The organism is Streptomyces sp. NPDC058375, assembly GCF_042723425.1.
GTDB classification, from domain to species: Bacteria; Actinomycetota; Actinomycetes; order Streptomycetales; family Streptomycetaceae; genus Streptomyces; species Streptomyces durocortorensis.
The window spans coordinates 1-6,630 of record NZ_JBHXJG010000329.1; the positions used below are offsets into that span (position 1 = coordinate 1).

Sequence of the window (6,630 nt, forward strand, 5' to 3'; positions counted from 1 at the left end):
GGTCAGGTCACGGCGCCCACGGCGCGTCCACCGCCCACGTCGTGTCCTCGGTGAACAGCGCCGGGCTGTCGAACGGCTGCTTGCCGCCGGGAGTGGCGAGCCACGCCTCGGAGTCGATGTGGCGCAGATAGCTGCCGGGCAGATTGGCGCTGGTGAACCGCACCCCGCCGTTGCCCGCGACCGCGCACCACGTCGCATCCGCCTTGAACAGCGCGGAGTTGTCGTTGGCGTCGCGGCGCACCCGGAACTCCCGGTGACGGAGGAACTCGCCGGGGTAGTTCCGGGACTCGAAGGAGTAGCAGTTGCTGTTGGCGAGCCCGGTGACGATCTTCCAGGTGGCGTCCGCCTTCAGTACGGCCGAACTCCCGCTGTCCACCACCTCGGTGGAGGCCAGAGAGTCGTAGTGGCGCAGGTGCTTCGTGGTGTGCCCGGGGGTGGTGACCCGCAGCGACTTGTTCTGCCCGGTGGGGAGGTTCACCGGGGGAGCGGGGTCGCGGGACGCCTGGATGAGGGCCTGGTTGGCGGCCTTCACCCGGGCCGTGTCGACCTTCACGATCTGGCGGTCGTACGTCAGCAGTCCGTTCGCCTCGTTCTCGACGTCCGTGATCTCCGTGTAGACCGACGCGGAGAGCCCGGCGGGCAGTTGGCCGATCCGGATGGCGTCCAGGAGACCGACGAACCGGTCGTTGAGCGCGGCGATGCTCGGCTGGTCCTCGTAGCTGAAGCCGCCGCCCGGATACCACTCGTGGCCAGGCACCTTGTAGCCGAGACCGCCGAACTCGCCCAGCACGGCGGCCCGGGTGGCGCTCGGCGCGGTGTTCCCGGGGCCGACATAGATGTGGTTGTCCACCACGTCACCGTTGCCGCCGTCGACCGAGCCGCAGCAGTTGACCCCGCTCATGTTGTTGACCAGACGCGAGGGGTCCTGGGCCTTCACCTCGTCGGCGATCCTCGCCTGGTCGTACTGCCCCCAGCCCTCGTTCTGGTTCACCCACATCACCACCGACGGCGAACTGCGGTGCTGGTCGATGACGTTGCGGTACTCCGCCTCCCACTGGGTGCGCGCCGGCCCGTCCGGGACCTTGCCGGTGTCCATCGACGGCATGTCCTGCCACACCAGCAGACCCAGCCTGTCCGCCCAGTAGAACCACCGCTGCGGCTCCACCTTGATGTGCTTGCGGACCATGTTGAACCCGAGGTCCTTGTGCGCCTGGAGGTCGTACTTCAGCGCCTCGTCGCTCGGCGCGGTGTAGATGCCGTCCGGCCAGTACCCCTGGTCCAGGGTGCCCGTCTGGAACACGAACTTCCCGTTCAGCACCGGCCGCAGGATGTTGTCCACCTTGGCCAGGCCCACGGACCGCATGCCCGTGTAACTGCCCACGGTGTCCGTGACGGCGGAGCCGTCGAGGAGATCCGCCTTCACGTCGTACAGGAACGGATCCTCGGGCGTCCACAGCCGGGGGTTCGGTACGGGTACGGAGATCTCCCCGCCCACCGGACCGGTCGCCGTGCCCACGAGCGTACCGCCGCTGGAGACGGTGATCCGGGCGCTCCGGCCCGCCGCGCCCGCCGTCTGGACCTTCACCCGCAGGGTGTTGTTCCCCAGGTTCGGCGTCATGTCGAGGCGGGTGATGTGGGCCGATGCCACCGGTTCCAGCCAGACCGTCTGCCAGATGCCGGAGGCCGCGGTATAGAAGATCCCGCCGCCCGGATGCGGCTTCACATCGTTGATGCGCTGCTTGCCGACTGCTTGGCCGCCCGTCTGGCTCGGGTCGTAGACGGAGACCACGACGGTGTTCGTACCGCCGTTGAGCTGGGGCGTGATGTCGTACGCGAACGAGTCGAAGCCGCCCTTGTGCGCGCCGACCTCGGTGCCGTTGACCCAGACCGTGGTCTGCCAGTCGGACGCCCCGAAGTGCAGTTTGACCCGGCGGCCGTCCCAGTCGGCGGGGACGGTGAAGGTCCGCTTGTACCAGAGCTTGTCGTTCTCGGTGATCCGGCGCTGGATGCCGGAGAGCGCGGACTCCGCGACGAACGGCACCCGGATCTGCTCCGGGAACGTCGTGGGCTGCCGGGCGTCACGGCCGGTGACCGCGAAGTCCCAGATGCCGTTGAGGTTCGTCCAGTCGGGGCGGGTCAGCTGGGGACGCGGATACTCCGGCAGCGGCTTGTCGAGCGGGACGTCGTTCGTCCACGGCGTCGTCATGGGCGCGGGCTTCGGCTCCCAGGCGGCGGGCGCGGCGACGGCCGGGGAGGTGCCGGTGCTGACGAGGGCGGTGGCCACCAGGGCGAGGAGGCCGGTGGTGGCCGTTAATCTCCGCCACCAGGAGCGGTGACGGGGCGCGGGTGCTGGTCGCATGGTTGGACATCCCTTTCTACGTCGTACGGGGAGGGGTGAGCGGTACGTCAGGAGGGCTCTCACAGCAGCCGCCACAGATGGTCGGCCGTCCCGTTGTCGTCGTACTGGACGACGTGCGCGCTGTCGGCCGTGGACATCCCGTCCACGCCGAGCACCTTGTCCGAGTTCCGGTTGCGGATCCGGCACCAGCCCTCCCCGTCCGGGACGAGCTGCCACAGGTGGTCGGCGGTGTCGTTGTCGTCGAACTGCACGACGTGCGCGCTGTTCTCGGTGGACATGAGGTCGACGCCGAGCACCTTGCCGGAGTGCTGGTTGCGGATCCGGTACCAGCCGTCGCCGTTCGCCACCAGCCGCCACAGGTGGTCGGCCGTGCCGGTGTCGCCGAACTGGACCACGTGCGCGCTGTTCGCGGTCGACATGCCGTCCACGCCCAGCACCTTGCCCGAGTGCCGGTTCGCGATCCGGTACCAGCGGTCCGCGAGCCACGGTTCGGCGTCGGGCGCGGCCGTCGGGAACGACGTGATCCGCAGCCGCGCCGCCCCCATCGGGACGAGGGTGACCTCCTCGACCGGCTCCGTCGAGCGCGCCGGGCTCGGCTGGAGGGGCGCGACCACGTGCTCGTCGTCCGCCGTCCACTCGGGGATGCGGCGGGCGCGGGCGGTCAGGGTGAGCGGGGTGCCCTCCAGCGTGAACGGGTTGTCGCCGGGGGTCCGGCCCGTGGAGCGGCGGCGCAGGGACGCGGCCGGGCGAGCGGGGTCCAGGACGAGGCCGTAGTTCCAGGGGCTCGTGGCGTGGACCGCGTACTCCGGGAACGTGTCGCTGCCGCCGATCCGCTCGTACTCCTCCCCGATCCGCAGCGAGTACGTGAGCGGCCCGTGGTCCACGCTGACCGAGCCGTGGTTCTCCGCCCAGGTCCGTACGGTGGTCCGCTGCGGCAGCCGCAGGGTCACCTTGTCGCCGCTCGACCAGGTCCGCTCGATCCGAGTGAAGGCCGGTCCGGCCGGCGCGGCGACCCGCTGTCCGTTGACCCGGATGTCCGGGTCCGCGCACCAGGCCGGGACGCGCAGGACCAGCGGGAAGGCCAGGGGCTTCGGTGCGGTGAGGGTCAGGGTGACCGCATCCGTGAAGGGGTAGCCGGTCTCCTCCGTGAACGTCACCTCCGTGCCGTCCGCGACCTTCGCCGTCACCTCGCTCGGCGCGTACATCGCCGCCGCGAGCCCGCCGTCCGGGGTGGCGAGCCACAGCTCCTCGGTGAAGTACGGCCAGCCCATCCCGTAGTTGTGCGGGCAGCAGCGGTACTGATCCACGCCCGGCAGGTACGCCAGCATCGCGAACGGGTTCTGGAACTGGCGGTCCCGCTTGGGCTCGTCGTCCAGGTCCACGCTGTTGGCGCAGGTGATGTAGTGCACCGCCTTGCCCGACGGGTCGAGCGACGCCGGGAGCGAGTTGAACGCCAGCTCCTCGCAGCGGTCCGCCCACAGCGGGTCGCCCGTGATCCGGGTGAGCAGCTGGTGGCTCGCCATGAACTCGACGATCCCGCAGGTCTCGAAGCCCTGGCGGGGGTCGCCGTGGCCGGGCCGGGCGTTCTCGTCCCCGGCGAAGCCGCCGCCGGGGAACTGGCCGTAGGCGTCCATGGCCTTCGCGTACGTGCCGTAGGTGTTACGGGTGTCGGTGGCCGAGCCGCTGCGCAGCGCGAACTGGGCGGGCTCGCGGAACCCCTGGGCGATGTTGACGTTGTGCGGGTTGACCAGGTTGTCGCCCCAGTCGGCCCCGTACCGGTGGATCTTGTCGACGAGGTCCAGGAGGAAGGCGTCGCCGGTGCGGTTGTAGAGCCACATGACGCTGTCCAGGCCGTCGCCCCAGCGCAGGGCGATCCAGCTGGTGTCGAAGGCGCCGGGCCCCTGGGCGTTCATGTAGCGGAAGAAGCGGCTGAGGAAGGGGATGATCCGGTTGTCCTCGGTGTACTCCTGCCAGGAGCGCAGGGCCTGGATCAGGGGGAGGAACGGCCAGAAGTCGGGCCCGCCGTTGAGCGAGGTGCGCAGCGCCCTCGGCCCGAAGAAGCCGTCGCTCTGCCCGGTGGCGAGGATCGCGTCCATCCACCGGCGGGTGGCGGCCAGTGCCGTCGCGTCTCCGGTGACGATCGCGAGATCGGCGTAACCGCGCAGCCAGTACGGGACTTCCTCCCAGCCGCCCTTGTCCGGGCGTACCCAGCCGGTGGCCGTGAAGTCGAGGAAGTGCGAGAACTCCTCGTACCGGCCGCACAGTCCCTCCAGTTGCAGCTTCAGCTGCCCGGCCAGCCAGCCGTGCGCCCTCACCCTGCCCGGGGGCAGCTTCAGGAACGCCGTGGGGTGCAGCGGAGCCGCGTTGGGGGAGTAGTGGCCGCCCCGGGCGGCCGGAACCCGGTGGTGGTCGGGCGTCGCGGCGGTCGCCCACCGGCTGGTCGCGCCGGTGGTGACGGCGGTGGCCACCGCGGTGGTGATGAGCTGCCTGCGGTTCAGGGGCATCGGTGCGGCTCCTGCTCTCGGCCGGCGGCCGCCTGTGCCGCGGCCGGGCTCGGTGGGGGTGGCTGCGCGGCACCGTGGCCGTGCAGGGCGGGGCTGCTGGCGGTGCGTGGTGGCGGCGGTGCGTGGTGGGGGCGGGTGCGGGGCGGCGATACGGGGTGAAGCCGGTCGGACCGGGACGCGGCGCAGCGGCGGTCGGCGCATGCCGAAGTCCGCCGTCACACGGCGGGACGGGTGGACGAAAACCGTTCTTGCAACGTTGAAAATCGGGCGTCCGGCGGTATGACAGCACGGCACCGGGCGGCTGTCCAGACCTCGCGCAGGGCCGTTGTCGCGCAGGGAGTTGGCGGCCGGGGGTGAACCGGGACGGTCGGCCGACACATTTTGGAAACGCATCGACCACGCTCTTGCCGCCCGTGCCGCGCCGCCTATATAACGTTGTAAACCGAGCCGCCGACAGGCCGCGCAGGCTCTCACGACCGCTGTTCCCGCAGTCCGGAGCAGGGGTGTGAGGAATGCAGTGGCATCAGCCGCCCCGTGGCCGATGCCTGTCCCGCATGCCCGACCGCACGCCGATCAGCGTGCCGTCAACCCGCCAAGGAGCGTTCCGCGCATGATGATCCAGCGTCGATCCCGTACCCTCGCCGTGGCCTGCGTCCTCGCCGCCACCACGCTGGCCGCCGCCGGCTGTGCCAAGTCGGAGACCTCCAACGACGCGGGCGGCGACAGCAGTCAGGCGGCGCAGGAGGCCAAGACCCCCGATTCCTCGTCCGGCGCGGGCTGCAAACTGGAGACCTACGGCGCGCCCAAGCTGGACCTGAAGGACGCCGTGGTCGGCTTCTCCCAGTCGGAGAAGGAGGCCAACCCCTTCCGGATCGCCGAGACCCAGTCCATCAAGGACGAGGCGAAGAAGGTCGGCGTCAAGAAGCTGCTCACCACCAACGCCCAGTCCCAGCTGTCCAAGCAGATCAGCGACATCCAGGACATGCTGTCCCAGGGTGCGCAGTTCCTCATCGTCGCCCCGCTCAACTCCGACGGTCTGGAGCCCGCGTTGAAGGCGGCGGCCGCCAAGAAGGTCCCCGTCCTCACCATCGACCGCAAGGTCAACTCCACTGCCTGCAAGGACTATGTCGCCTTCCTCGGCTCCGACTTCGTCGAGCAGGGCAAGCGCGCCGCCGACGCGATGATCAAGGTCACCGGCGGCAAGGGCAAGGTCGCGATCCTGCTCGGCGCGTCCGGCAACAACGTCACCACCGACCGCACCAAGGGCTTCGTCGACCAGGTCAAGGCCGAGGCTCCCGGCCTGGAGATCGTCGCCCAGCAGACCGGCGAGTTCGCCCGCGACAAGGGCCAGCAGGTCATGGAGCAGCTCATCCAGTCGAAGCCCGACATCACCGCCGTCTACGCGGAGAACGACGAGATGGGCCTCGGCGCCCTCACCGCGATCAAGGCGGCCGGCAAGAAGCCCGGCAAGGACGTCAAGATCGTCTCGGTCGACGGCACGCGTAATGCCGTCCAGGCCCTGGTCAACGGCGAGTACAACGCGGTCATCGAGTCCAACCCGCGCTTCGGCCCGCTCGCCTTCGCCACCGCGCAGAAGTTCTACGCCGGCGAGGCGATCCCGGAGAACGTGATCATCACCGACCGTGAGTACGACGAGGCCAACGCCAAGGAATCGCTCGGCGGAGCGTACTGACCGACGGGCGCCCCCTCCGGAACTCCCATCGGCACTCCGACCGGCACTCCGGCCGCCGCGTCGCCCTCCGGGCA

At 70.1% G+C, this 6,630-nt stretch carries 3 protein-coding genes; 1 reads left to right on the forward strand and 2 read right to left on the reverse strand.

Annotated elements, in window-relative coordinates:
• Positions 1-7: 7 nt before the first annotated feature.
• The gene (locus ACFWM7_RS32315; protein WP_383267536.1) at positions 8-2,359 is read right to left on the reverse strand and encodes an AbfB domain-containing protein; all 2,352 of its coding nucleotides are present in this window, start codon (positions 2,357-2,359) and stop codon (positions 8-10) included.
• A gap of 59 nt (positions 2,360-2,418) precedes the next feature.
• Positions 2,419-4,863 (reverse strand): RICIN domain-containing protein, encoded by a 2,445-nt coding sequence (locus tag ACFWM7_RS32320; RefSeq protein ID WP_383267539.1) that lies wholly within the window; start codon positions 4,861-4,863, stop codon positions 2,419-2,421.
• Positions 4,864-5,473: 610 nt separating this feature from the next.
• On the opposite strand from ACFWM7_RS32320, the gene ACFWM7_RS32325 reads away from it, so the two are divergent.
• The gene (locus ACFWM7_RS32325) at positions 5,474-6,556 is read left to right on the forward strand and encodes an ABC transporter substrate-binding protein (RefSeq protein WP_383267541.1); all 1,083 of its coding nucleotides are present in this window, start codon (positions 5,474-5,476) and stop codon (positions 6,554-6,556) included.
• Positions 6,557-6,630 lie beyond the last annotated feature (74 nt).